Annotated in this window: 16 protein-coding genes; 8 read left to right on the forward strand and 8 right to left on the reverse strand. The window is 64.7% G+C overall.

The annotated features are described in order from the left end of the window. Positions 1-63: 63 nt before the first annotated feature. From TSH64_RS28635 to TSH64_RS28650, 4 genes are all read right to left on the reverse strand, one after another. On the reverse strand, positions 64-1,314 hold the full coding sequence (locus TSH64_RS28635; protein WP_109450303.1) for a glycosyltransferase family 4 protein: 1,251 nt from the start codon (positions 1,312-1,314) through the stop codon (positions 64-66). After that, entirely contained in the window at positions 1,311-1,820 is a 510-nt protein-coding gene (locus TSH64_RS28640) for a methyltransferase domain-containing protein (RefSeq protein ID WP_158285426.1), read from the reverse strand. Before TSH64_RS28640 ends, TSH64_RS28635 begins: the two co-directional genes overlap by 4 nt. Positions 1,821-1,971: 151 nt before the next feature. Continuing rightward, the gene (locus TSH64_RS28645; RefSeq protein WP_109450307.1) at positions 1,972-6,021 is read right to left on the reverse strand and encodes a glycosyltransferase; all 4,050 of its coding nucleotides are present in this window, start codon (positions 6,019-6,021) and stop codon (positions 1,972-1,974) included. Positions 6,022-6,139: 118 nt separating this feature from the next. Further along, positions 6,140-7,186: a calcium-binding protein gene (locus TSH64_RS28650; RefSeq protein WP_146208080.1), complete on the reverse strand. Its 1,047-nt coding sequence runs from the start codon at positions 7,184-7,186 to the stop codon at positions 6,140-6,142. Positions 7,187-8,228: 1,042 nt separating this feature from the next. On the opposite strand from TSH64_RS28650, the gene TSH64_RS28655 reads away from it, so the two are divergent. From TSH64_RS28655 to TSH64_RS28685, 7 genes are all read left to right on the forward strand, one after another. After that, on the forward strand, positions 8,229-9,083 hold the full coding sequence (locus tag TSH64_RS28655; RefSeq protein ID WP_109450311.1) for an SDR family oxidoreductase: 855 nt from the start codon (positions 8,229-8,231) through the stop codon (positions 9,081-9,083). After that, positions 9,074-10,138, forward strand: coding sequence for a polysaccharide biosynthesis protein (locus TSH64_RS28660; RefSeq protein WP_109450313.1), 1,065 nt, complete (start codon positions 9,074-9,076; stop codon positions 10,136-10,138). Before TSH64_RS28655 ends, TSH64_RS28660 begins: the two co-directional genes overlap by 10 nt. Beyond that, complete coding sequence (gene wecB / locus TSH64_RS28665; protein WP_109450315.1) at positions 10,135-11,250, forward strand: UDP-N-acetylglucosamine 2-epimerase (non-hydrolyzing); 1,116 nt, start codon at positions 10,135-10,137, stop codon at positions 11,248-11,250. The genes TSH64_RS28660 and wecB overlap by 4 nt, the downstream gene beginning before the upstream one ends. A 137-nt stretch (positions 11,251-11,387) precedes the next feature. Then, entirely contained in the window at positions 11,388-13,490 is a 2,103-nt protein-coding gene (locus TSH64_RS28670) for a glycosyltransferase (RefSeq protein ID WP_109450317.1), read from the forward strand. Between the two features lie 201 nt (positions 13,491-13,691). Further along, positions 13,692-15,458: a class I SAM-dependent methyltransferase gene (locus TSH64_RS28675; protein ID WP_109450319.1), complete on the forward strand. Its 1,767-nt coding sequence runs from the start codon at positions 13,692-13,694 to the stop codon at positions 15,456-15,458. A gap of 116 nt (positions 15,459-15,574) precedes the next feature. Next, on the forward strand, positions 15,575-16,519 hold the full coding sequence (locus tag TSH64_RS28680; RefSeq protein ID WP_158285428.1) for a rhamnan synthesis F family protein: 945 nt from the start codon (positions 15,575-15,577) through the stop codon (positions 16,517-16,519). Positions 16,520-16,564: 45 nt separating this feature from the next. Beyond that, on the forward strand, positions 16,565-17,917 hold the full coding sequence (locus TSH64_RS28685) for an ABC transporter ATP-binding protein (protein ID WP_109450323.1): 1,353 nt from the start codon (positions 16,565-16,567) through the stop codon (positions 17,915-17,917). Positions 17,918-18,167: 250 nt separating this feature from the next. Here the strand turns inward: TSH64_RS28685 and TSH64_RS28690 are convergent, their stop codons facing one another. The 4 genes from TSH64_RS28690 to TSH64_RS36125 are packed head-to-tail and all read right to left on the reverse strand — an operon-like array spanning position 18,168 to position 24,216. Further along, entirely contained in the window at positions 18,168-20,237 is a 2,070-nt protein-coding gene (locus TSH64_RS28690) for a tetratricopeptide repeat protein (protein WP_109450325.1), read from the reverse strand. Continuing rightward, positions 20,234-22,108, reverse strand: a complete 1,875-nt coding sequence (locus TSH64_RS28695; RefSeq protein ID WP_109450328.1) for a tetratricopeptide repeat protein — start codon at positions 22,106-22,108, stop codon at positions 20,234-20,236. Before TSH64_RS28695 ends, TSH64_RS28690 begins: the two co-directional genes overlap by 4 nt. Before the next feature lie 21 nt (positions 22,109-22,129). Beyond that, positions 22,130-23,896, reverse strand: a complete 1,767-nt coding sequence (locus TSH64_RS28700; protein WP_109450330.1) for a ShlB/FhaC/HecB family hemolysin secretion/activation protein — start codon at positions 23,894-23,896, stop codon at positions 22,130-22,132. After that, positions 23,893-24,216, reverse strand: a complete 324-nt coding sequence (locus tag TSH64_RS36125; protein ID WP_211099168.1) for a hypothetical protein — start codon at positions 24,214-24,216, stop codon at positions 23,893-23,895. Before TSH64_RS36125 ends, TSH64_RS28700 begins: the two co-directional genes overlap by 4 nt. Between TSH64_RS36125 and TSH64_RS36130 the strand changes: the two genes are divergently transcribed. Further along, positions 24,215-24,579: hypothetical protein (locus TSH64_RS36130; RefSeq protein WP_211099169.1), on the forward strand; the 365-nt coding region annotated here is incomplete at its 3' end. The genes TSH64_RS36125 and TSH64_RS36130 overlap by 2 nt on opposite strands.

A 24,579-nucleotide genomic window follows, 5' to 3' on the forward strand; every position in this document is an offset into this window, starting at 1 on the left:
CATTACGCCCATTTATGATTGTTGTTTGGATTTTTCATTCGGTCGGCGAAAGAGCAGCGGAAGCTATAAGAATTTCGTTGTATCATACCCTGATAGATTGCCAACAGAAACATTTTGTATCAGTTCTAGTTGTCGTGGAAGCGTTACGAGCTTCACGTCGTAATTTTGGACCGCATATTGACGCGCGCGGTCGCGCATATCCCGCATGCGGTCCTCGTGGCCCAGCACTTCGCCGACCCGCCCGGCAAGAGCATCGGGGTCGAAAAAATTGAACAGCAGGCCAGTCTCGCCATCGACCACGGCCTCCTCGACCGGGATGGTCGCTGAACCGATTACCGCGCATCCAGCCGCCATCGCTTCCAGGCAGGACCAGGACAGCACGAACGGATAGGACAGGTAGACATGGGCCGCAGAAATCTGGAGCACGTTCAGATAGCGTGCGTAGGGCAGGCTGCCGACGAAATGGACGCGTGAGAGGTCGATCGAACCCAGTTCGCCCAGCATGAGTTCACGGAACGTCTTGCCCGGGGGAGGGGGGGGACCATAGCTGACGCCGTCGCCGCCGACGATCAGGACCTGCGCGTCCGGCCAGTCGTGCAGGATCCGGGGCAGGGCGCGCATGAAGATATGGAAGCCGCGATAGGGCTCCAGGTTGCGGGCGACATAGGTGACGATCCGGTCGGACCGCGTCAGCCGCCGTCCGTCAGCGAGCATGATCCAGGCGTCCGGTTCGGGGCGGACGATATCGGTGTCGACCCCCTCATGAATGATGCTGATGCGTCTGCGCATGCGGTCCGGATAAAGCGACCATTGCCAGCGGGTGGGGGTGAGTCCCCAATCGACGCTGTCGAAACTCAGGTGGTTGATGGCGTTCTTGGTTCGGATCCGGGGGGCGTCGTTGATATGGATCGGTGTGGTGGGGTCGAAGCCTATGTCGCCCCCGCTGAACAGATAGTAGAACTCGAAATAGCCCAGCACTGGCACGTCGGGCCAGACGTCCTTGACGTACAAGGTCTCGCCCCAGCCGCAATGTCCGATCACAACGTCAGGCCGGTACCCGTTCTTCTTCAGGCCAAGCCCGATCTCATAGACGGCTTGGCCGGCGATGACGCCCCGTTCGAGGTCGGATAGGTAATGGTGGGTCTGCGGCGAGGATTCGCGGAAGGTCTGATAGACGATCAGGTCGACGCCGTTGATGCGATTGCCGTTGGACTGCGTGATGAAGGTGACACGGTGGTCCTCCTGCTGAACCAGGTGCCTCACGAGATGAAGGAACTGCCCAGGGAAATTCTGGTGGATGAAAAGGAAATTCATGCGGCGCCGGAAGCCGAGGAGAATGGACCGTTGATGTACCGCCCGTCGGAGGACGGACGGTAGGCGACGGCATAGAGTTCCAGGATGGACTGGCGGCGCACCAGGATCGGATCGAAGCCGGCGCCCTGCAGGTCCCGGCACAGCACGGTCGGCGTGAAGCCGCAGCGATGAGCCATGAAGCTGTTTCCGGATGAGATGGCGGTGCCGAAGCCGAAAATGATGTCGTGCGCCGTGATCGGACCGGCCGGGACGGTGTAGATCGTTTCCTCCAGCCGGTCGGCCGCCACCAGTTCACAGACGCGTTGCAGATCCGGAACCGCCGCGACCAGGGCGCCGCCGGGCATCAACACCCGCCAGCACTGGCGCAGCGCCCCGAGGATCTCGTGACGGTACAGATGTTCGAGCAGATGCGAGGCCCAGACCGCATCATATGAACAATCCGGAAGCATCGACAGGTCGGTGATCGAGCCTACGATGTCCGGACCAGTCCGCCGGTCCAGGTCCATGCGGGTTTCCTGCCAGTCCGGAGCGGGAAACAGACGGTCGACGCGCGAAGGCCCAGGGGGACCGCAACCGATGTTCAGCAGCCTCATCACCGGAGCCCCGCGTTTGTCGTGCTTCGGGGCCTTGCCTGTGCCTTCGCGGTCGTCCCATGCATCAGGAAAAGCTCGGCGCTGGCAGGGCGGGAGCCCGTTCGACAATCCGAAGCGTGAAAGCCAGGATGGGGTCCGCGCTGATATCCGACCGATAGGGCTGGCCATTGGTCAGGACCGGGCTGCGGGCGCCGCTCAGGAAGACGATCTCATAGGCGCAGTCGAAGCGTTCAGCGAACATACCCTTCAGGCGGATGGCCAGCCCGGTCAGCGGAATGCCCAAGCCACGGCTGCCGCACAGGCTGCCGCCGCCGACCCAGGGGGTTTCCTGCCCATTGAGGTTCAGGCTCTTGTATTCGATGAAGTCGGCCGGCATCCCATCAAGAGGCGTGATGGAGAATCCTTCGATGGCGAACTTCTGATCCGGCGCGCCGGCCCATCCGCCGTCCGGTGCCTCGATGTCGCCACGGTTCTGCACATGGGCCAGCATTTTTGTGCGGATCACCGCAGGGGGCTTCGGCTGCGTTTGCGGTGCCTTGGACGGGCTGCTGTCGATCCGAGTGATCTGCACGCCCAAACTGCGACCGTCGCCCGTCCTCTGATAGGAGGTGAGAAGAACATCCGAAGGCGAGCCGGAAACCTTAATCGCGACCGCGTCGGCGGTTTTAAACAACCATCCGTCTCCAAGCATCTGGACGTTCGCGGCCGTGGCCGGAAGCGGAGTCAGGTGGATGCTGGGAATCGGCAGCATACCGTTCTCGCCGATCCCCGTGGCTTCCCCGCGCACCACCGTGACGGCATAGACGCCAGGATGGAAGGTGATCAACTGGGCCGAGGCCGCATACTGTGCCGGTGCCTGGGTATCGGAAGTCTGGAACGGTGGCATGCTCGCTAAATCCTTCGCGCTTGAAAATATGATGCGGATGTCCTGCACAAGTGATGACTCGCCGGAGAAGGAATGGAGCCCGGCAGCATCCAAGGCAGCGTTCTCGGCGATCTTGCCAATGGATTTTCGATTGTCCATTCGGCCGGGCAGCAGCGGAACGGCTTCCGCCAGGATCGCCATCAGCCGGTCATTGATTGCCTCGGCGGTCAGGTCATAAGGCATGACATAGCCGTCTGACTCCCTGATACGCTCCGCTATGGTGCCGATATCGAAACCCACCGCCGTCAGGCCGGAGGCCCACGCATGGGACAGCGCGTAGCTCCAGGTTTCCGGGCACAGGGACGGGAAGAGGGCCAGATGCACGCGCTCGCGACGGACGAGGTCCGTCACCTCTTCTTCGGAGAAGGGGCCCGTGACGAATACGCGTTCCGTTTCAAAAAGCGCCGTATCGTCCAGGGTATAGCCGACGACGACGAATTCGAGGGGAAGGTCGCGCCTTGCCGCATCCAAGGCACAATCGAGCAGCACCGAGTGGCCCTTGTGAGCGCCGATGGCGCCGATGACACAGACCCGCCACCGACCGTTGGCGGCCGATGCCTGGACCGGAGCGGGACATGTTGGCGGACGCACCGCATCCCAGGGCACCACCGACAGACGCGCGGCGGGGGCGTGGCGGCGGACGCGGCCGGCGACGTCGTGGCTCGGCACGACAACGCGCCGGGCACCGTGCAGGACATGCGCGGTCCGCTTGCGCAACGCCGCTACGGAAATCCTCTCGCCGGTCGCGGGTGGTGTCGTCAGGGCGCAATTTTCGCAGGCCGCCAAGTCCGGCTCGCCGCAATAGCGGTTAGATGCGTCGATCATGACGATCTGCGGACAGAACCAGCTGTAGTCGTGAACATAGACGTCGTAGGGAACTCCCAGCCGACCCAGCAGGTCCAGCACGGCAGGGTCGTGGTCCAGGTAGTGCTGCACCTCGACGGAGTCCAGGCGAAGTCCTTTGAGAAAGTCGGTCAGCAGGTCGAATTCGTTGCTGGTTTGGAAGACCAGATCCTGGAGGTCGGGCTGGTCCCGATCCTCTACGCGGCACCGCCGCACATCTCCGGGCAGACTGCTGGCAGTGGTCAAAACCACGACGCGCCGCCCCTCGTTCTTGAGGGTCTCAATCCTGCGAGAAACGAAATGCGCCACGCCCCCGGCTCTGCCGAAGGTGACGATCAGGACCGTGGGCTTAGCGGGAGGGCTTTCCCTAAGGCGGGCACGATGACGGGCGAGATCCAGGCGGCGGCGGACCCCGGACAGAGGATCGTCGCGGTGGAATTGCCGGATCAGCCCGTCATAGCCCGGATGTAGCCGGTTGAGCGTGTCCAGGTTCGTTTCGGACAGGACCGCCTTCCGCCGCCCGAAGGAACGGCCGCCGACATGGGCGACGAAGACATCGGCTGCGGCCAAATGGCGCCATCCAAGCGCGCTGGCGCGGAGGCAGAAGTCGTTCTCCTCGCCATAGCCCCGGCCAAACAGCGCGACGTCCAGCAACCCGGTCGCGGCGAGGCAGTCGTGACGAATGTAGGTGCAGAACCCCACCGCGGTCGGGACTTCGATCCTGATGGCATCATTCTGGCTGCGGGCGAGGCGATGCAGCGCCGCAGCTTCTTCTGTGTCGGGAACGCGGCGGTGGGCCGGCGCCAATGGATAGCTCAGGATCTCCGCATCGTTCGACAGCGGCGTGACCGTTCCGATGTCGTGGCGGGAATAGGCGGCGAGACGAAGGCGCGCCAGCCAGTCGCCGCTGACCGCCGTGTCGCTGTTCAACAGCACAACGTCGTGTCCGCGATGCAGCGACAATGCCCGATTGACGGATCTCGGAAAGCCGAGATTCCGGTCATTCACCAAGAGATGGATGACGCCATCTCCAGCCAGGCGCCTCAAATCGTCCGACAGCGCCGCGTCCGGGCTGGCATCGTCGACGACGATGATCTGCACCGGTCCGGTCACGCTGCCTCGAACCGACTCGATGCAGGCCAGCGTCTCTTCCCGCCCTCGGTAAACCGGAATGATGACGTCGATGTGCACGGCAGGCGGCGGCGCCATCCGGTCGGCGTGCCGGGCCGGACCTGCTGTCACCTCTGGGCGGGGCGTCAGTGCAATCCTTGCCGGGCGAGCCGGCGTGGCGCTCCATGGCAGAGCGTCGCCGATCGCCATGCCGGCAGCCCCTCCGGACCATTTTCCGGAACCCGGCGTCAGGCCATCGATGCCTGCGCAGGCGGTGATCTGGCCCGGTCGCAGCCCGGCCTGACGCAGGTCCAGGGAGAAGCCGTATCTCCCGTCACCGATGTTGTTGCGGCGCAAAAGCGGGTTCAGGCGGTCGGCCTGAATCGTGACTTGCCGTCCTCCCTGGTCCGAAACCCGGACTGCCAGCCGCTTGTCCGGCAAGGACGGCAGCCAAACCCAGCCTGAAAGCAGATCCTCGACGATCGAGCAGTCGCCTTCCGGCCGAACGTGATCGGGCGCCTCACCTGAACCGAGCAGGCGCCGCCCGTCGAAAAACAGCGCAAATCTGCTTCCTGGATCAACCCGGTGATCGGCAATGTGGAAGGGCAGGGCGGAGCCCGGCGGACCCATGTCGCCGAAGCGGCTGGCGAATTCGTCCGTTGGCAGATCGAAAGCGACTGTTCCCTCGATCACGAGCCGCAAGATGGCGAATCGTTCCGACGGTGAAAAGACGGACGGGTGCAAGGTTCCCTTCAGCCTACCGTCAAGATCGGGCGTTACCCAGCCGGGAGAAGCGCAGGCGACGGTGACCTCGTTCAGCAGGTCGACGCACAAGGGAGTCTGGAAAGCAGGAAAACGCTGCAGGATCAGCGCCGCGTGGTCGAGTGCCTCGTCTTGTTTGCCGAGAAGCATCAATGCCCGCGTGCGCGCAACCACAGCTTCCGCGCTCAGGCACTCTGCCGGGAAATCGTCGAGCGCCTGGAGGGCCGCGGCGGCGTTTCCGCGCGCCAGTTCGATCACGCTGAGGAAGCAGGCGAAAGACAGGCGCTTGGGCTCAAGGCGCCGGTTACGGTCGGCGAATGATAAGGCGGCTTCGTAATTTCCACGGGCCAGCGCGCAGCGCGCCAGGACGGTCAAAGCCTCTTCATGCCAGCGATTCTGTCCCAAACGGCGGGTCGCCAGGGATTCAGCGTCGGCCAGACGGCATTCGGCGAACAGTCTCTCGAAATCCACCATCTTCTATAAAACGGTCGCACAAGTCTCAAGACAAACAAGGTTGCCGGACGCTCACGTGGACGCTTCCTGCCAAGGGCGGTCCTTTGCCGGTAACGACTGAAGGACCGCTACAGTGGACTTACTGTACGATGATCGAATTCTGGGACAGGTTGGTCACGCCGGCGACGGTGATGGTGGTGTTATCCGTCAGCGTAATGACGGTGTTGCCGCCGGTGACGGTCGCGTTCGACAGAAGCGACGCTGATGTCACACCCGAATAACCCTGGATCAGAATCTTGTTGTTGGCGCCGCTGGCGTTGAAATCGCCAATGACCGTCTGCCCGCCGCCGAACACGGTGCTAAAGGCAAAGAGGTTCTCACCGCCGCCGCCGAACATCACGCTCTTGCCGGTTCCGCCGAACAGCGTGTCGTTGGCATTGCCGCCGACGATCGTGGCCGTGTTGGTGGACGAACTGCCGCCGACTGCGTAAAGGGCATTGTTGTCGATCCCGAAGACCTGGTTGACGCCGGAGCCGGCGAAGACCGTCGACTGGCCGCCTTGAGCGAAGATGTTGCTGGTGCCGTTGCCGCCGAAAATTGTGTTGGTGCCGGACGACGCGACGATGGTGCTGTTGCCGGTGCCTCCGCCGATCAGGTTGGTGCCGCCAGTAGCAAACACAGTGTCGTTGCCGGCCGCGTAAACGGCGTTGTTGCCGCCAGCCAGGCCGAAGACATTGGAACCAGCGCCGCCGGTGATCGTGTTGCTGCCGGAGGAGGCGAGGACGGTGTCATTCTGCGGTCCGCCATAAACGACGTAGCTGCCGCCATTCCCGTTCTGGTCGCCGACCAGACCGACCTGCGTGCTGGCATTGCCAGCGATCACGGTGCCGGTCCCGGTCGTCGTGTTGATCGTGGTTCCGGTGACGTCGTTGCCGGCGATGATTTGGTTCGTCGCCGCCGACCCCGTGACAGTAACAGCGAGGACTCGCTCCGTCACGACGAAGGCGGAGCCGTCGATGTTGGTGGAGGTGACGCTGCCCTGTCCGGTCGCGACGTAGATGGGACCCTGCTGGGTCTGTGGAATCAGGGCGGGGTTCGACAGCACGGCTCCGATGACGGAGGAACTCACCCCAATGGTTTCGGGGTTCGAGACATTGCCGCCAGAGAGGGTAACATCCACCGCCATGCTATCTTACTCCCCTTGGATCAAAATCAACTCGGTTCAACGCGTCTTCAAAACTATATAGCGTCCAATGGGTATCAGCGCTCCCTCGTATCTGCAAGAAAAATGATCGTTTTGCAAGAAAGTCGCACCGCATAAGAAATTGATCAAGTTGTAACAATTGTAAATTATATAGCATCATGCATGAATATCTGAATAGGTAGATATAATAAATTTGGGAGAAATTTTGAGATACTGAACGAAAACAAAATGTATTCAGATTAATCTCTTGGTGATGAACTATGAATTCATGAAGCGGAGAGGGCTGAGACTCCCAGATCGTTTAACGGCATGCCCACCGCATATTAAGTGCATTGAAATCGGGAGGTGCATAAGTTTGACTGACGCATCCTCAAGCAACACTACCGGACGTTCGAATAGCGCTTGCGTGGCACCATGCGTGGCGCTGACCGAACGGCGCCTCTTCGATCTGCCCAATGTGTTCAAACTCAACATAAGCCAGGCGATTATAACCGACTGGTCAAGGTCACGCTGGAATTCTTCGAGCTAAAATGGGTTTTAGCTCTACCTGCCGAGGCTCTCATGTCGTATAGTCCGCCCACGATTCGCGGAGGTCATGCATTGTTACTTACCGCCATTGAATATTGAGCTGAGTATCGACTGTACTTTCTCTGATGGTTCCAAGTTTATTCCGTGTATCTCAGTAAAGAATTTTGCGAGATTGTGGATGACGTCAAGAAATGGCGCGTGCATTTGCTCTGAATAAATTTCATCTAGGTTTGTGCGGCGCAAGAAGACGTTTTGGAGTTGAATTTTCCCTAGGTTCGCTTTTTGTGTTCCGTCACTACATCGGCCGCTGGGGAAAAAGCTTTAAGAAACCACCCTCCCTATTACGCGGAATGAGGGGAACTGTGGTAGGAAACGGAACTTAATTTGTAGGGGTTTGATGATAGTCCAACCGAGAAAATTGTGAAGGAAAGGACATCCGGCATCGGATGGCAAGGATGGACAATAATCGTATGGAAGAAAAAGGAGTGGTGAGGAAATGAATATACTGATTCTCGGTGGAAACGGAATGTTGGGACACCGAATGGTATTGCATTTTCTTAAAAATCACAATGTCGCGTATACCGTTCGCGGCAATGCCCCGCCCGATGCGCTGCCGTCAGACATGTGTTTTCCGAATGTCGATGTATGCAACTTGACGGATGTCATGGACGTCTTCATTCGGTTCAAGCCGGATGCCGTCCTAAACTGCGCGGGCTTGGTGAAGCAGAAGCCGATGGGGCAGTCGGTCGTGGCGTCTAGCATCGTCAACAGCGTAGCCCCCCATCAGCTCGCCAGTCTTTGCCGGACGGCCGGCGCGCGATTCGTGCATATCAGCACCGACTGCGTCTTCTCAGGTCGTCGCGGCAACTATACCGAAGATGACCAGCCCGATCCTGTCGACGTCTATGGCATGACCAAGCTGCTGGGCGAAGTCAACGCTCCTGGGTGTTTGACGCTGCGGACCTCGATCATCGGGCGCGAACTCAACACCAGGCATGGGCTTCTTGAATGGTTCCTCCACCAAAAGGAGGCGGTAAAAGGCTTCAGCTCTGCGATATTCTCCGGCGTGACCACTGTCGAATTGGCGCGGATCGTCGAAAATCTGCTGGTCGGGTACCCGCAGGCGGAGGGCCTTTACCATGTGTCTGCGGCTCCGATAAGCAAATATGATCTGCTGCGGCTCGTTTCTGCAAACTATGACCACTCAATTCCGATCATGCCTGACGATTCGTTCCTCTTGGACCGATCGCTCGATTCCAGCCTCTTCCGCCGGACCTTCAGCTATGCCCCTCCCGGATGGAGCGATATGATACAGCAGGCCCGCGCCGAGGAGAACAAGTCATGCCGTTGACTGGCAAGGCGGTCCTGATCACGGGCGGCACCGGATCGCTCGGCAAGACCCTGGTCCGCCGCCTGCTCGAGGATGTGGACCGGCGGCCGCGCAAGATCGTCGTCTTCTCCCGCGACGAGGCGAAGCATCACTCCATGCGCGTGCATTACGCAACGGCACGGACCCCAGGCGAAGCGGCGCTGGCTCTCGCCGCCCGTGAATGCCTGCAGTTCCGCATCGGCGATGTGCGCGACTTTCACAGCGTTGCCGGGGCCTTGCACGGAATCGATGTGGTGATCCACACGGCTGCGCTGAAGCAGGTGCCGAGTTGTGAGTACTTCCCGTCCGAGGCTATTGCCACCAATGTCGGCGGCGCCGAGAATATTGTGCGGGCGATCCGCGATCTGCGCCTCGACGTGGAGGCGGTGGTTGGGGTGTCCACCGACAAGGCGGTCAAGCCAGTCAACGTCATGGGCATGACCAAATCGCTGCAGGAGCGCGTGTTCATTGCGGCCAATCTCAGCTGTCCCAGCACCCGTTTCGTCATCGTTCGCTATGGCAATGTTCTAGCTTCGCGCGGCTCGGTCGTTCCCCTGTTCCATCATCAGATCCTCACCGGAGGCCCGCTGACCGTCACCAGTGCGGAGATGACACGTTTCCTCCTGAGCCTCGACGATGCCGTCGATATCGTCTTCTCTGCTATCGAGCACGCGAAGGCCGGCGAAATCTATGTGCCCGAGGTAGCGTCGGCCAGGGTTGTCGATCTGGCGGAACAGCTGATCGACGGCCGTGAGGTCGAGATCGAGGTCATTGGTGTGCGGCCCGGCGAGAAGATTCATGAAATCCTCGTGTCCGAGGAGGAAGGGATGCGCGCCTTTCGACACAGCAACGGCAAGATCGTCATTCGTCCCGACATTCCGGAGATCCCCTCCAGCGGGGTGGGCCAAGAGCCTGCCTTGGGCGAATACAGTTCGGCAGGGGCGCTGATGGATGCCGCTCAGGTCAGAAAACTCCTCCTCAGCCGCGGGTTGATGGTCGGAAACGACTCGGCAATGAAAGGTGAGCTGCTGCGATGAAGGTCATCACCGTCCTTGGCACTCGTCCTGAAATCATCCGCCTCAGCCTGATCATCCCGAAGCTCGATCGGCTGTGCGATCATGTTCTCGTCCATACCGGGCAGAACTCCGATCCCGGACTGAGCGATATCTTTTTCGAGCAGCTCGGGCTCAGGCAGCCCGATCTCTATCTCGGGGTTCAGGGAAAATCGCCGGCCGACCAGATTGCCCAGATCCTGACGGGGTGCGAACGCGCATTTCTCGAACACCGCCCCGACCGCCTCCTCATCCTGGGCGACACCAACTCGGCCTTGTCCGCGATGGTGGCGAAGCGCATGGGCATCGCCGTCTTCCATATGGAGGCTGGCAACCGCTGTTTCGACAGCCGGGTACCGGAGGAGGTGAACCGGCGCATCGTCGATCATTCCAGCGATGTGTTGCTGCCCTATACCGAACACAGCCGTGCCTATCTGCTGCGCGAGGGCATCCAGCAAAACCGCATCTTCGTCACGGGAAATCCGATCTGCGAAGTGCTTGAGCACTGGCGTCCCCGGTTCGAACAGGCCGAAGCGCTTGGTCAGCTCGGGCTGGAGCGCGGCCGCTACATGCTGGCGACCATGCATCGTGCCGAGAACGTCGACCGCGAGGAGAGGCTCGGCATCCTCATGAATGCGCTCGCAGCGCTGCGCGAGCGGCATGGAATGCCAATCGTTGTCAGCACCCATCCACGAACCAGAGCCCGGATGACGGCTTTCGGATTGAAGGAGGAGGACAGCGGTGTTCGCTACCTGCCGCCCTTCAACTTCGTGGATTTCTTGGCGCTTCAGAAGAACGCCAGATGCGTGATCAGCGACAGCGGAACCGTCCAGGAGGAATGTGCGATCCTTGGCACGCCGAACGTCACGCTTCGCGACACCACCGAGCGACCGGAGACCCTGGATTGCGGCAGCAACATGATCAGCGGCCTGACCCGAGACGGAATCCTCCAGGCTGTCGACGTCGTCCTGGCGCTTGCTCCGGCCTGGGAGGTTCCCGAACCTTACAGGCGCAGGAATGTGAGTGATGCCGTTGCCCGCATACTATTGAGCCACCATGATTTTCCTCCGCAATCCGGCGTCGTCGCGAGAGGATGATGCATAACCCTGAGGCCGAGGACGCCGGAACCGGAACGGGCGCTTGGTTGCGCGGTTCTGCGCAATCTTCGGCGTTGTCATTTTTTTTGGCGATCCTCGGATAGGGCAAACCATTTCGGAAAGAAGCCGGTCGATTTATGCAGAGTGTTCATGCAGTGCAGAGCGAAGCGGAGATCTGGTCGCAGTTGGATGTCTTTCGGAATACGGGCGATGCCGCGCCGGCGCATGAGGCCATCACGCGCCTGCTCGGCGAAAATGAAACCCGGCTGGCCGAGCGTCTCTGCAAGGCGCTTCTTGCCGATTCTCCTGAGGACGTGGTGGCGCTCGACGCGCTCAGCCAGATCGCTGAACGGGCGGGAGACATCCCGGAGACAATCCGATGGATCGAGCGGCTTATCGCGACCCCGAAGCCCCCTGCTTTCGCTTTCACGCGCTGCATGTATCTTTACCGGTCGCTCGGCGACTCCGACAAGGCGCTGCGGACCATTTTTCATGGCCGGGCCCATCATCCCAACTCGGAGGATCTGCGTCTGCAGACCCTGAGCTTGCTGATCGAACGGGGTGCTCTGAACTGGGCCAGGGCCGAAGCGGAGCTTGTTCTGCTCCTTGGCATCACCATGCCGCCGCTCGTGCGTCTTGTGACGCATGCGCTTATTGAGGGAGGAGCACCCAACCATGTGCTGGCCGCGGCTGCGTCCGTCGTCCAGGGTGTTTCCGACCCGGCGGGGGCGCTGTGCGGCTACCGCCTCCTGATCAAGGCGGAACTGCCGAAGGAGGCCGCAGCTGTGCTCATAGCCGGCCTTGCAGCATTTCCGGGGAATGTGGAACTGGTCAAGGACGCACTCGATGCCGTACGTCGTGACCCCCAGCTGCTCGCACCTTTCGGACTGTCCGGAATGGACGGTGCCGAAAGCTTGAGCCTGTCGGGCAGTATGACCGACGTGGGCACGCTGGGCGATGCCCTTGCGCTGGTCATGGTCGATCCGGCACAACCCGCCACGACTCCCGACGTGAAGGTGCTTGAACAGATCGTACGCAACAGTCCCCTCGCTGTACCGAGACCGGACGGGCCGATTGTATTCGTCAGCTGGACTTTGGCGCGCGGCGGTGCCGAGCGGCTGGTGGCCATGGCGTTCAAGCGCCTGCGTGCCCGCCTTGCACCGCGTCCTGTGGAACTCCTGCTTTTCGATTGCTCGGACGAACGGGGCAGCAGCTTCTATCTGCGGGAAGCCGGGCTCACGCGTGCGGACGTGATCGTTCAGCCGGAACTGCAGAACATCGACGTCCCTTATGCCTGGCTTCAAATGCCCAACGCCCAGCAATGGCTGATCAATCATTTCCGCAATAGGAAGCCATCGGTCGTCTATGCCCATCTCGAGGTGCCGAACCTTCTCGCCGGTTTAGCTGGGGTTCTGACCGGCGTTCCCCGCCTGCTGATCGGCACCTACAATATGAAACCGCCGGACTTCATCGACGATGAGGACGCCTGTCATTGGTACCGCGAGGGCTATCGGCAGCTTCTGACGCGGCCGGAGGTCCATCTCACCGGATTGGCTCAGACCTGTATCGACGATTACCAGGAATGGCTGGGCGTAGATCTGTCCACCAGATCTTCCGTCATTCCCAGCGGGTTCGACATGTCCGGCTTCCGCTCCGCCCTCGATCCGGACGACCGTGAGCGGGCCCGCCGAATCCTCGGGATCGCAGGCGATACTCCCGTGGTCGGTGTGATGATGCGCATCGTGCCGCCGAAGGACCCTTTGCTTTGGGTGAAGGTGGCATCTGCCGTTCACCGGAATCGGACGGACACCCGCTTCGTCGTCATCGGTGACGGTCCGCTGGCGCAAGCCATGAAGGACGCGGTCGAGGAGGCCGGGCTGACTCCGGCATTCCTGTTTCCCGGAGTGGTCGCCGACGCCTATTCGGTTCTGCCTGCGTTCGACGTGTTCCTGATGACATCCCACAGCGAAGGCGTGCCGAACGTCGTCATCGAGGCTCAGGCGAGCGGCCTTCCGGTCGTTGCCCGGCGGGCCGGCGCTGTGGCGGATGCCATGCTTCCGGAGCAAAGCGGTGTGGTGCTCGACACGGCACATCCGGATCAGCTTGCCGCCGCGGTGCTCACCTTCCTCAACGACAGCATTCTGGCCCGCAAGGCCGGTGCGGTGGCTCAGGCTTTCGCACGGCAGAATTTCGACATCGAACGCATGATCGATGAGATCGCGGCGTTGATGGACACCTGAATGGCATTCCGGTGAAGGCTGCCGGAATCCTTGCCCCCGGTGGTGGAGCGGGAAACGTGTCAAAAAATAACAAGTCTATGATCGCAAGCGTCGGGGTGGTTGATTATCCTGTCGCGCCTGTGCGTTTCGTCAGGCGTATATTATTCGATAGGAAACGTTTCATCCGACTCCTGCCCGGATGCCGAATGCCGAGGATTTTCCATGCTGATTGATTGGACTGCAGGGGCGGACGTGACGACGGCCTGTCCGTTGTGTCGGGCTGACGGGCCGAAGCCCCGCCGTCTGGTGGCATACGACCGCGCCAATGGCGGAGCTGCCCATGCCCTGTATGGCTGTCCCTCCTGCGGCGGCGCCTTCTTCGATCCGCTGCCACAGCCGCGCTACGAAGAAGGCGGCAATCCGGAGGCGGCGATCAAGTTCTATGTCGAGCAGGGCGCCGGTCCAGACGTCATGCTGGAGCCGACCGCCATCCTCGACCAGCTGCCGGTGCGGCGCTATCTGGAGATCGGCTGCGGTTTCGGGTTTTCGCTGGACTATGCGCAGCGGTCGCGCGGCTGGCAGTGCCGCGGCTACGATCCAGGGCTGCTGGCGCAGGCCGGCCGGACGGCGCTGGGGCTCGACATCCGCTCGGAATATCTGACGGCCCACACTCCTCTGGAGGACGGGGCCTGGGACGCCATGCTCTGTTCGGAGGTGATCGAGCATGTCCATGACCCGGATGCTTTTCTTTCCGTAATCCGCCGCGCGCTGGCGCCCGACGGCGTGCTGGTGATAACGACGCCGAACGCTGCCGGCATCGACCCGTCGACCGATTTCGGCGTGCTTCTGCCGCTGCTCAGCGCCGGCTTCCACACGATGCTGTTTTCCGCAGCCGCGCTTGAAGGCGCGCTGCGGCGAGCGGGTTTCACCGAGATCCGCATCGGCGGCACGACTCACCAACTCCAGGCGGTGGCATCCCGCCGGCCTCTGCCCGCGCCGGCGCCCCTCGACCGAGCCCGCTATCGCGCCTATCTCGCGGACCGTGTGATGCTGCACGATGCCGATACACCGCTCGGCACGGGCTTCCGCCACCGTCTCATCAAGGAATATGTCAACGCCGGCGACTATGATGCGGCACGCGCGCCGCTGGCATCGCTGGCGGAAGGCTGGTCGAAGGCGTACGGAATCGACCTCTCGGCGCCGCAGGATATCCGGTTTCCGGAACCGGGGGCTTTGGACTTCGAAACGCTGGCGATGCATTTTCCGCTGGATCTGTGCAGTGTCCTCTACGCGCAGGGGATTCTCCAATTGAATGCATCCGGCGACGCAGCGCATGCGGCACACTGCTTCGCCGCAGCTTCCGCTTTCGGTGCGATCCTCCGCAAGGCGCTCCAGGCGATGGGCACGGACGACGGTGAAACCGCGGACCTCGGCGCCCGCGCCCTCTGCGAGGAGGTTATTGCACTGGCGCGCTTCGACGCGGAAAAGGCTATTGGTCTCCATGCACGCCTCGGCACCGGTCCCTGGGACAAATCGGTCAGCCTGTCGGCTGCGTTGCTGGAGCAGACCCGGCAGCGGCTGATCGTCACGCTGGTGAACGCCGGTTCCTATGATGCCGCGCAATCGTTGGTCATGGAAACCGACGGTGATCCGATACCTCAGGACGCCGAGGCCATCGCTTTCGCCGACCGGCTCTCACTCCTTTTCGTCGTTGGCGTGCTGGCGCTCAACCATCAATCCGACCATGGGCGTGCGGCGCAGGTTTTCAGGCGCCTGTACGACGCGTGCCGGATGCGGCCCGGAACGTCCGGCGCTTGGACTCTGCTATGGCCTGCCCGTTACCATGAGGCGCTGGCCCTCAGCCAAGCCGGGCGGAGCGATTCGGCGCAGAACGCCGCCATCGATCTGCTGGCTCCGGTGAAGGAGGGTCAACCCGAGGTTCCCGCTCCCTACAGGGCCTGGGCGGCCCAGCTGTTGGGAGTGCAGTAATGACCGGCGGTTCTTCCATTCTGGGGCAAGTCGGCCGCTTGGCATCCGCCGGATGGTGGTGGCTCCGGCGCACTGCGCCGCGGGCGGTAGCCTATGCCGCTTACGGTCTGAGCTGGTTGCGGCGGCGAGACAACTACATAGCGGAGCGTTGGGAGGGCGAACGGTCGCTGGAGGGTACGAAGAAGATAGCACTGTTCGTCCATTACGACCGCGCAGGCATCGTCCATGACTATGTGGTCTATTATCTGCGTCAGCTGCGCCTTGCCGGGTTCGAGGTGATTTTCGTCAGCAACGCCCCGACGCTGGCCGAGCGGTCGCTCGCCAATCTGCGGGAACTGTGCGTCACCGTCATCCGGCGCCGCAACATCGGCTATGATTTCGGGGCTTTCAAAGACGGGCTGGGTGTGCTCGGCCCGCTCGACCGTTTCGATGAACTGCTGCTGGCGAACGACAGCGTCTACGGCCCCTTCCACAATCTGGATGCGATCCTGAAGCGGACCGACTCCGGACGGGCGGCAGTGTGGGGCATCACCGACAGCTGGCAGTTCGGCTATCACCTGCAAAGCTATTTCCTGCTGTTCAAGCGCCCGGCGCTGCTCAGCCCGGCCTTCGTGCAGTTCTGGCAGCGTCTGCGGTATGTCCAGTCCAAGACCTGGGTGGTGCTGCGCTATGAGGTCGGCCTGTCGCGGGCGTTGATCAAGTCCGGCCTGCGCTGCGCGGCGCTCTATCCCTACAGGCAGGCTGCGTCCGGCATCAGCGAGGCGGTGCGAGACCGCGACATGCTTTCCTCACCATCGCTGGGCCGGCGACACAAGGACTATCTGGACATGCTCACAGGGGCGGTCGACCGTGGCGACCCGCTCAACGGCAGCCATTATTTCTGGGACTACCTGATTGCCGACATGGGATGCCCGTTCATCAAGCGCGAGCTACTGCAGAAGAACCCGGCCCGTGTGCCGTTCGTGAACTGTTGGGACACGGTCATCGAGCGTTCCAGCACCTATGATCCCGACCTGATCCTCCGTCACCTTGAGGTGTCGCAGAAAGATCATTGCGTTTAAGGCGGTGCTGCCACCGGCCCAGTTGTTTCCGAGAGCCCGCGAGGGATGACGATGCACGCCCCTGTGATTGAGGCGCAAATGCTAGGCAAAGCCTATGCGATCTTCAAACGGCCGCAGGACCGGTTGAAGCAGATGCTTATGGGCCACCGGCGCAAATATTACGACGAGTACTGGGCGTTGCGGGATGTCTCGCTGGAGGTTCGCCCCGGCGAGGCGGTCGGGCTGATCGGCCGCAACGGCTCCGGCAAGTCGACTTTCCTGCAGCTTCTCTGCGGCACGCTGACGCCGACCTCCGGCCGCATCGCGGTAAATGGGCGCATCGCCGCACTGCTGGAACTGGGTGCCGGCTTCAACCCCGAATTCACCGGCCGCGAGAACGTTCATCTCGCCGCCTCGGTGCTGGGCCTGTCGAGCGAGCAGATCGCCGAGCGCTATGACTCGATTGCCGAGTTTGCGGGTATTGGCGACTTCATCGAACAGCCGGTGAAGCTCTATTCCAGCGGCATGTACGCCCGCCTTGCCTTCGCGGTGATGGCCCATGTCGATGCCGACATCCTGGTCGTCGACGAGATCCTCGCGGTCGGTGACGCTGCCTTCACTCAGAAATGCATGCGCTTCATCCACCGCTTCAAGGAGCACGGCACCCTGTTCTTCGTCTCGCACGATATCGGTCAGGTCAGCGCTCTCTGCGACACCGCCGTGTGGCTCGACCAGGGAAGCGTGCGGGCGGCGGGACCAGCCAAGGAGGTCTGCCACGACTATCTGGCCGACCTGTACCGGCAACAGGACGACGCTGGCCGGTTCCAGATCGGCGGACGTCGGGCACCGCCACCCTCGCTGCCTCAGCGACAGGCGGAGCGGTCTCCGGGACGGGACATCCGGCACGAGCGGCTTCAGGCATCGGAGTGGTCGAACAGGATCGAGTTGTTCGATTTCAATCCGAACGCCCCGTGGTTCGGCAACCGTGGCGCAACCGTGGAGGGCGTGCAGGTCACGACGCCCGAAGGCGTGGTGCTGTCGAGTTTCCATGGTGGAGATGATGTGGTGCTTCGCATCGTCTGCCAAAGCCACGTTGCCCTGACCCAGCCCATCGTCGGATTTCTGGTGAAGGACCGGCTGGGCCAGCCCTTGTTCGGCGACAATACATTCATCACGTTCCAGGAGGACCCGCCCGTTATTCCTCCCGGCCGTACTTTTTGCGCAGCCTTCCAGTTCCAGTTACCGTATCTGCCTGTCGGCGACTATGCGGTGACAGTGGCTATCGCCGAGGGAACTCAGAGCGATTGTGTCCAGCATCACTGGCTGGATGAGGCGTTTTTCCTTAAAGTGGTGTCAAGCCATGTTGCCCGCGGGCTGGTTGGCGTGCCTATGCAGCGCATCGAACTGAAACTGATATAGGGAGCAACTTTTTGAGTGTCTGTTTGTAGCAGTCACACGCTGACTCCTGAGGAACGAGCCGCTTCAGGCGTCTGGAGAGGATCGAGATGAAGGCGATTTGAAGGAAGGCGAGGAGATGCTCCTTCGTCCGCTCGACGATGGTGTTCAATCGGCAATATCGACTGATCGGCCATCCGATCCCGGAAACCCTCCACCCGATCCTGAGCCACCGCCCGCCGCGTCCGGAGGGGAGCGCGACCCGAAGCCCCACCTATTCCGCCACTTGCGCCAAGGCGAAGCACTGGCGCTCGAATTCCCGCGCGAAGGCGGCGGCGTCGCACAGGCGGGAGGTGCGCATCAGCGGACGCAAGCCCTTGCGCTGGGCCGCCAGCCCTTCCCGGTCGGCGGCGAGCGCTGCGGCCTTCCGGATGTAGTCCTCGGGGTCGGCGGCGATCAGGTCCGGCCGGCCCAGTGCCGTCAGCAGCGAGGCGCCGACGCGGGCGGCGTGACGGTCGCTCCGCAGGGTCAGCAGCGGCACGCCCATCCACAGCGCCTCGCAACTCGTCGTCGTCCCGTTGTAGGGGAAGGGGTCGAGCGCGATGTCCATCCGGCCGTAGGCCTTCAGGTGCCCGTCATTGTCGGGGACCCGCGCCAGCAGTTCGATCCGGTCGGCGGCGATGCCGTGGGCGGTGAACAGCCCGCGCACCCGCTTGCGCACCGCAGCGTCGATCAGCGGCCCGGCCTTCAGCACCAGCCGGCTGTCCGGCACCGCGTGCAGCACCCGTGCCCACAGCGCCGCGACGGCGGGATTCACCTTGTTCAGCGTGTTGAAGGACCCGAAGGTGACGAACCCGGCCTCCAGGCAGGGCGGCGGCGCCGGATCGGGGGTCGGCCCCAGCGGGCGATAGCACAGGAAGCCGCCGTCCAGCCGGACAAGACGCTCGGCATGGTGACGGTCGGCCTCGCCCGGCGGATCGGCGACGGCGTCGGTGAAACGGGCGCCGATCGCCGGCAGCCCGGTGGTCGCCGGATAGCCGAGCCACGAGATCTGCACCGGTGCCGGCCGAAGGGCAAAGACACCCAGCCGGTTGCGGGCCGTATGTCCGGTCAGGTCGACCAGCACGTCGATCCCGTCGGCCCGAATCCGCTCCGCCACCGCGGCGTCCGATGCGGCCTGGATGTCGCGCCAGCCGTCGACCGACCGCCGGACATGGTCGGTGATCACGTCCGGCATCTCGACGTTCGAATAGGCGAACAGCTCGACCCGTGTCCGGTCATGCGCCTCCAGCAGGGGCAGCAGGAACATCGCCACCGAATGCAGCCGGAAATCCGGCGAGACGTAACCGATGCGCAGCCGCCGGCCGTCCAGCGGGCGTGGTGCCGGCGCCGGCAGGGGAGACAGCGCGCGCTCGAACCGTTCGCCCCAGCGCCGGTGGGCGGCGCACAGCTCGGCCGGCGCCAGCGGCTCGCGGTAGTTCAGCGCCATCAGCCGGTTGCTGTCGGCGCCGGGATCGTCGGGGCGCAGCTCCGCCACCTTGCGATAAGCCTCCAGCGCCTCGTCGGCATCCCCCTGCGCCTCCAGCGCCGCGGCCAGACCGAACCAGGCCTCGACGTAATCGCTCCTGATGGCGACTGCCTGCCGGAAGCTGTGCACCGCCTCGCCGACCCTGCCCAGCCGTCCCAGGACCAGACCCAGATTGTTCAGGATGCCCGCGTCGCGGGGGGCGCGCAGCAGCGCTTGGCGCAGCAGCCGGTCGGCCTCCTCCAGGAAATCGGCGCTGAGCGCGGCGGTCCCGGCCAGGAAGAGGAAATGTCCGTTCTGCGGCTGTCGGGCCGACAGGTCGCGGTAGACCTCGAAGGCCGCCTGCGGCTGGCGGTGGTTGGAGAGCACGGCGGCGAGGTTGAGGCGGGCGTCGATCCAGTCGGGCCGCTCCTCCACCGCCCGGCGGAAGGCGGCGGCGGCGTCCTCGCCATCGCCGCGCGCCGCCAGCGTCACCCCAAGCCCGTGATAGGCCTCGGCGAAGCGTGGCGCGCGCAGGATGGCGGCGAAGAAGCTCCGCTCGGCCTCGGCGAGCGCGCCGCTCTGGTGCAGCGCCAGCGCGAGGTTGTACAGCCGCTCCGGCGTCGCCCCGCCGGCCTCGATGCTGCGGCGGAACAGCGGCACCGCCTTGGCCGCCGCCCCGGCCATCGCGGTGGCGCTGGCCAGGATGAACAGCGCCTCGGGGTGGCCGGACGCGTCGGCGAGCACGGATTCGGCGAGGGCCTGCGCGCGGGCCAGATCGCCCTTGGCCAGGGCGTCGCCGGCCTCCGCCAGCTTGTCCGCCAACCTGTCCGCCGTCATGCGCCGGTTCCCTTCGTCTGCCCGTTTTCGACGAATGCCGCGAGCCGCGCGGCCACCGCCGCCGTCACCCCTTCCCAGTCGCCGGCCCGTCTCTGGCGGAACAGGGTCATGGACGGGTACCAGGGGCTGTCGTCACGGTCGAGCAGCCAGCGCCAGTCCGGGCTGAAAGGCAGCAGCAGCCAGACCGGCCGTCCCAGCGCGCCGGCCAGATGCGCGACGGCGGTGTCGACGGTGATGACGAGATCGAGTGTCGCCACCGCGGCCGCCGTCTCGGCGAAATCATGCAGCAGCCCGTCCAGCGGTACGATGCCGGCCGGCAGGGCTTCCGCCTCGCCTCCCGGCCCGTCTCCAGGCCCGATGCCGCCCGTCAGGGCATCGGCCTTCTGCAGGGCGAAGAACTGGATGTCCGGCAGGGCGAGCAGCGGGGCGAGGGCGGCGGGCGGCATCGACCGCTCGCGGTCGCGGGCATGGGCGGGGCGGCCCTTCCACACCAGCCCGACCTTGCACCGCGGGCCGGCGGCGGCGGCCAGACGGTCGGCCCACAGCGCCTGCCGGGTCGGTTCGGCGAACAGGTAGGGAAGGGCGTCGGGGATGGTCGTCAGCGTCGTGCCGAAGCGGGCGGGCAGGCTCAGCAGCGGCACATGGCGGGCGAAGGGCAGGTCGTCGTGGACGCGGGCCGGGCTGTCGGCTCGCGGCACCACCCGCACCCCGAAGCGGCCCAGGCTGTGCCACAGCAGGGTGAAGAGCGGCAGTTGCGCCTCGAAGACCACCGTGAAGCCGCGCTCCACCAGCAGGGGGAGGTAGCGCACGAATTGCAGCGTGTCGCCGAACCCCTGCTCGGCGGTGACCAGCAGCGGACCGCCGACGGCCAGCGGCCCTTCGCCCTGCCACACCGGCTGGGCGAAGGGCCGGACCTGCTCGCCGAAGCCCTCCCAGCGCCAGCGCCATTCGTACTCCGCCCAGCCCCGGGCGAAATCGCCTTGCAGCAACAGGCACAAAGCGAGGTTCCAGTGGGCGGCCGGGAAGTCCGGGCGCAGTTCCAGCGCCTTCTCGTAGCAGCTCCGCACGCTCAGCGCCGGGTCCAGGCTGCCGCGGGCATTGCCGAGATTGACCAGCGCGCCGGCCACGTCCTGGCTGGACGGGACAGGCGATGCGTCGTCTCCGGCCTCACCCCCGTCAGGTCCGTGCTCCCCGGTCGCGGGCGGACGCTGCATCGCCAGGGCGAGGCCGAGGTTGCTGTAGGCTTCGAAGTAATCGAGCCGCAGGGCGATGGCCCGGCGGTAGCTGGCGATGGCTGCCTCCAGATCGCCGGCTCCCATCTGGGCGTTGCCCAGATTGTTGTGCGCCTCGGCCTCGTCGGGGTTCCCCTCCAGCAGGGCGCCCAGCCGCTCCACCGCTTCGGCGTGGCGGCCCAGCGCCTGAAGCGTCGCGCCCAGATTGGCGTTGGCCCCCAGATGACCGGGAACCAGGACCAGCGCCTTGCCGAAGATGCCGAGCGCGTCCTCGTAGCGTCGCGCGGTGTAGAACAGGCTGCCGAGGCGGTTCCAGCCGTCGGCAGCCTCCCGGGTCCGGCCGGCCTGCTCCAGCGCCATCGCCAGATTGTTCACCGTCTCCGGATTGCCGGGAGCCAGCCGCTCCGCCTGCGCCAGGAAGGCGAGCGCCTCCTCCAGACGGCCCAGCTGCGCCAGGACGGTGCCGAGCAGGGCGTTCACCTCCGGATCGGCCGGACGGGCCGCCTGCACCGGTCCGTAGAGGGCGAGCGCCTCCTCCAGCCGGCCTTCCCGGTGATGGGCCGCGGCCAGGGCGACCGCCTCCTCGATGCGCAGCGTCTGCGTTTGCGGGGACGGGGGCGGGATCGGCGTGCCGGACATGCTGTCGCTCCGCGGGAAGGCTCAGTAGGCGATGGACAGGCCGAGATGGGGGCGGCCGAAGCGGTTCTCCCCCATGTTGGTCTGGCGGAGCTGGAAACCCCAGTCGAGCTTCAGCGTCACGTAGGGCGGCAGGCTGTAGCGGAGCCCGGGCCCCACCCCGAGCACAACCGTGTGCCGGTCGTCCCCGGCCTGGCGGTGGCGCTGCGACGCCACGCCGTAATCGGCGAAAACCAATCCCTGCAGGCTGTCGCCAAGGTCGCGCTCGCCGAACAGCTGCGCCAGGCTCGTCTCCGGAGAGCGCAGCTCGGTCGACAGCAGCAGCCCCTGGTCGCCCAGCACCTCGGACTCCGCATAGCCGCGCACGCTGGCGTTGCCGCCCAGGCTCAGCTGTTCCGACGGCAGCAGGTTGCCGCTCGACAGCTGCGCCTGCCCCCGCACCAGCCAGGAGAGGTCGGCCGGCAGCCGGGTCAGCCGGTCAACCCCCAGCCGGGCGTAGCTGTAGCGCGCGTCCGCCCCGGCCCGGCTGGTGCGGAACACCCTGTCGCTGTTGCGGTCGCCGATGCCGCCGGGGCTGTGGAACAGGCTGGCGTTGAGCGCCGTCGCCCCGGACTCGTCGGGGCGCGAGGCGCTGTAGGCCAGCACCGCCTGGGCGATGTCGGTGCTGCTGCGGAACACCGAACTGCCGCCGAAATCCAGGTTGTTGTTCGACCGTTTCCAATCGACGCCGCCCTGAAGCTCATGGCGGATCGTTCCCAGGTTGGGCAGCGGCACCGCGTAGCGGGCCGAGATCTGCGACGAGCGGCCGGTCTGGTCGAAGCCGCTGCCGAGGTCGGGGTGGGTCTCGGTGTAGCTGCCGAAGACGGTCAGCGTGTGGCGCCAGGGCAGCGGCACGAACCAGCTGCCGGCATGGGTGACGGAGCGCGGGTCGCCGCCCGGCCCGCGCAGGCCGCGGTCGAGCAGGTCGGGGCTGGCCGAGATCTGGTAGGAGATCTGCTGGTCGGCCCAGAAAGCGTTGCCCCAGTTGAAGCCGGCGAACAGGCGGTCGCGGCCGGTGGCGGCGGTGCCGGTGTTCTCGTAGCCGCCGAAGACGCGGACGGGGAAGCGGTCGGCGGTGCGCAGGACCACGTCGGTGGTGCCGGGCTCGGCGCCTCGCTGGTAGACGAGGTCGGTGTGGCGGAAGGGGTTGCGGTTCAGCCAGTCGATGTCCTCCAGCATGGTGGAGGCGCGGACCCGCTCGCCGGGACGGGTGCGGATCTGCGAGGTCAGCAGGTCGTCGGAAAACCAGCGGTTGCCCTCGGCGGCGACGGCGCCCACCCGGAACTCGACGACGACGATCTGGACGGTGCCGGAGGTGACGTCCTGTTCGGGAACGACGACGTCGACCAGCGGGCGGTCGTGCTCGCGGAACCACAGCACCGTGGTGCGGACGATGTCGTTGAGCCCGTCCAGGGTCAGCGGCCGGCCGAGACGGGAGGCCAGGGCCGCGCGGAAGGCCGGGTCGTCGGGGATGTCGAGGCCGGCGGCGGCGACACCGCGGCGGTCGCTCCCGCCGCGCCGGACGTCGGAGCCGGCGGGGACGAAGAGCAGGCCCTTCAGGTCGGCGGTGACGACGCTGTCGCCGGCGGGGACCGCCGGTGCCGGTGCCGGCAGGGCCGGGGCCTCGGCCGGCGGGTTGGCCGGCGGCTGCTTGGGCGCCACCCGCTCCCAGTCCTGGGCCGCTGCCGGGGCCGCCGCCAGCAGAAGGGCGAGGGAGAGGGAGACGGGGGTGGCGGCGGAACGGCGGGTCATGGGGCGGTCTTCTTGTCGTCGGCGGTGCCGGTGGACGCGCTGGCGCCGTCGATGATGGCGACGGCCGGCTTGTCGTCGGCGCGGAAGGTGGAGAAGCTGGAGGCGGTGGCGAGCGCATTGCCCGTGCCGTCCGTGCCGGCGATGGAGGCCGATCCGCCTCCCGCGCCGGGGCCGGCGCCGGGCCGGGCGTTGGCCGGCTGGCTGTAGACGACCTGGAAGCCGCCGGCGCTGACCGACGCCTCGACCCGGCCGGCCGGTTGCCCGTTCGGCGGCGGGGCGGCGGGCGGCGGCGGGGCGACGAAGGACGTCACCGGAGCCATGACCACGCTTCCCGAACCGGCATTGCCGACGGTGCCGGACGCCGTGCCGCCGATGACCGTGGTCTGCGGCACCAGGGCCGGCGGAACCGGGGCGGGAGCCGGCGGAGGCGGAGCGACCACGACGGGCGTGGTGGGCGTGACGGGCGGCGCCACCACGACCGGCGGGGAAACCACGACGGGGGGAGACACCACCACCGGAGGCGAGACCGGCGTCACCACCACGGGCGGCGGCGAGACCACCACCGGGGGCGAGACCGGGGTTTCCACGACGGGCGGCGAGACCACCACCGGAGGGGAAACCACCACCGGCGGAGGCGGCGGAGATACCGGAGGCGGCGGGGGAGGCGGGGGAGGTGGGGGAGG

The organism is Azospirillum sp. TSH64 (assembly GCF_003116035.1).
In the GTDB taxonomy this organism is placed as follows: Bacteria; Pseudomonadota; Alphaproteobacteria; order Azospirillales; family Azospirillaceae; genus Azospirillum.

Bases quoted from the DNA above. Each gene is read 5' to 3' on its own strand.
- TSH64_RS28635 (WP_109450303.1), bottom strand. From the start codon at position 1,314: ATGAATTTCCTTTTCATCCACCAGAATTTCCCTGGGCAGTTCCTTCAT.
- TSH64_RS28640 (WP_158285426.1), bottom strand. From the start codon at position 1,820: ATGGACCTGGACCGGCGGACTGGTCCGGACATCGTAGGCTCGATCACC.
- TSH64_RS28645 (WP_109450307.1), bottom strand. From the start codon at position 6,021: ATGGTGGATTTCGAGAGACTGTTCGCCGAATGCCGTCTGGCCGACGCT.
- TSH64_RS28650 (WP_146208080.1), bottom strand. From the start codon at position 7,186: ATGGCGGTGGATGTTACCCTCTCTGGCGGCAATGTCTCGAACCCCGAA.
- TSH64_RS28655 (WP_109450311.1), top strand. From the start codon at position 8,229: ATGAATATACTGATTCTCGGTGGAAACGGAATGTTGGGACACCGAATG.
- TSH64_RS28660 (WP_109450313.1), top strand. From the start codon at position 9,074: ATGCCGTTGACTGGCAAGGCGGTCCTGATCACGGGCGGCACCGGATCG.
- wecB (WP_109450315.1), top strand. From the start codon at position 10,135: ATGAAGGTCATCACCGTCCTTGGCACTCGTCCTGAAATCATCCGCCTC.
- TSH64_RS28670 (WP_109450317.1), top strand. From the start codon at position 11,388: ATGCAGAGTGTTCATGCAGTGCAGAGCGAAGCGGAGATCTGGTCGCAG.
- TSH64_RS28675 (WP_109450319.1), top strand. From the start codon at position 13,692: ATGCTGATTGATTGGACTGCAGGGGCGGACGTGACGACGGCCTGTCCG.
- TSH64_RS28685 (WP_109450323.1), top strand. From the start codon at position 16,565: ATGACGATGCACGCCCCTGTGATTGAGGCGCAAATGCTAGGCAAAGCC.
- TSH64_RS28690 (WP_109450325.1), bottom strand. From the start codon at position 20,237: ATGACGGCGGACAGGTTGGCGGACAAGCTGGCGGAGGCCGGCGACGCC.
- TSH64_RS28695 (WP_109450328.1), bottom strand. From the start codon at position 22,108: ATGTCCGGCACGCCGATCCCGCCCCCGTCCCCGCAAACGCAGACGCTG.
- TSH64_RS28700 (WP_109450330.1), bottom strand. From the start codon at position 23,896: ATGACCCGCCGTTCCGCCGCCACCCCCGTCTCCCTCTCCCTCGCCCTT.
- TSH64_RS36125 (WP_211099168.1), bottom strand. From the start codon at position 24,216: ATGGCTCCGGTGACGTCCTTCGTCGCCCCGCCGCCGCCCGCCGCCCCG.